The organism is Bacillus sp. SIMBA_074 (assembly GCF_046534555.1).
In the GTDB taxonomy this organism is placed as follows: domain Bacteria; phylum Bacillota; class Bacilli; order Bacillales; family Bacillaceae_G; genus Bacillus_A; species Bacillus_A mycoides.
Window position 1 is genome coordinate 1 of record NZ_JAWRYM010000637.1, and the last position, 266, is coordinate 266.

At 48.9% G+C, this 266-nt stretch carries 1 pseudogene; it reads left to right on the forward strand.

The features are described 5' to 3' along the window. Window positions 1-32: 32 nt before the first annotated feature. Window positions 33-266, forward strand: a pseudogene (locus tag SB773_RS32305) (pyridine nucleotide-disulfide oxidoreductase); the annotation flags it as partial.

Below are 266 nucleotides of genomic sequence, written 5' to 3' on the forward strand. Positions count from 1 at the left end.
GTATCTTTACGCCAGAGTCCACTCGTAAACCGATGGCTGATGTCATGCCGAAAAGGGTGACTTGGCACCAGACCAAAGCAGAACGCATTGACCCTAAATCTGAATATGTCTTGCTCGCCAACGGCGCAACACTTTCTTATCGTCGCTTGATTGTAGCCCCTGGGCTAGTCATCGATTGGACAATTATTAGTGGTTTGGAAGAAACGCTGGGCGTTAATGGCGTAACTTCTAACTACCGCTATGACCTCGCACCGTATACTTGGTCG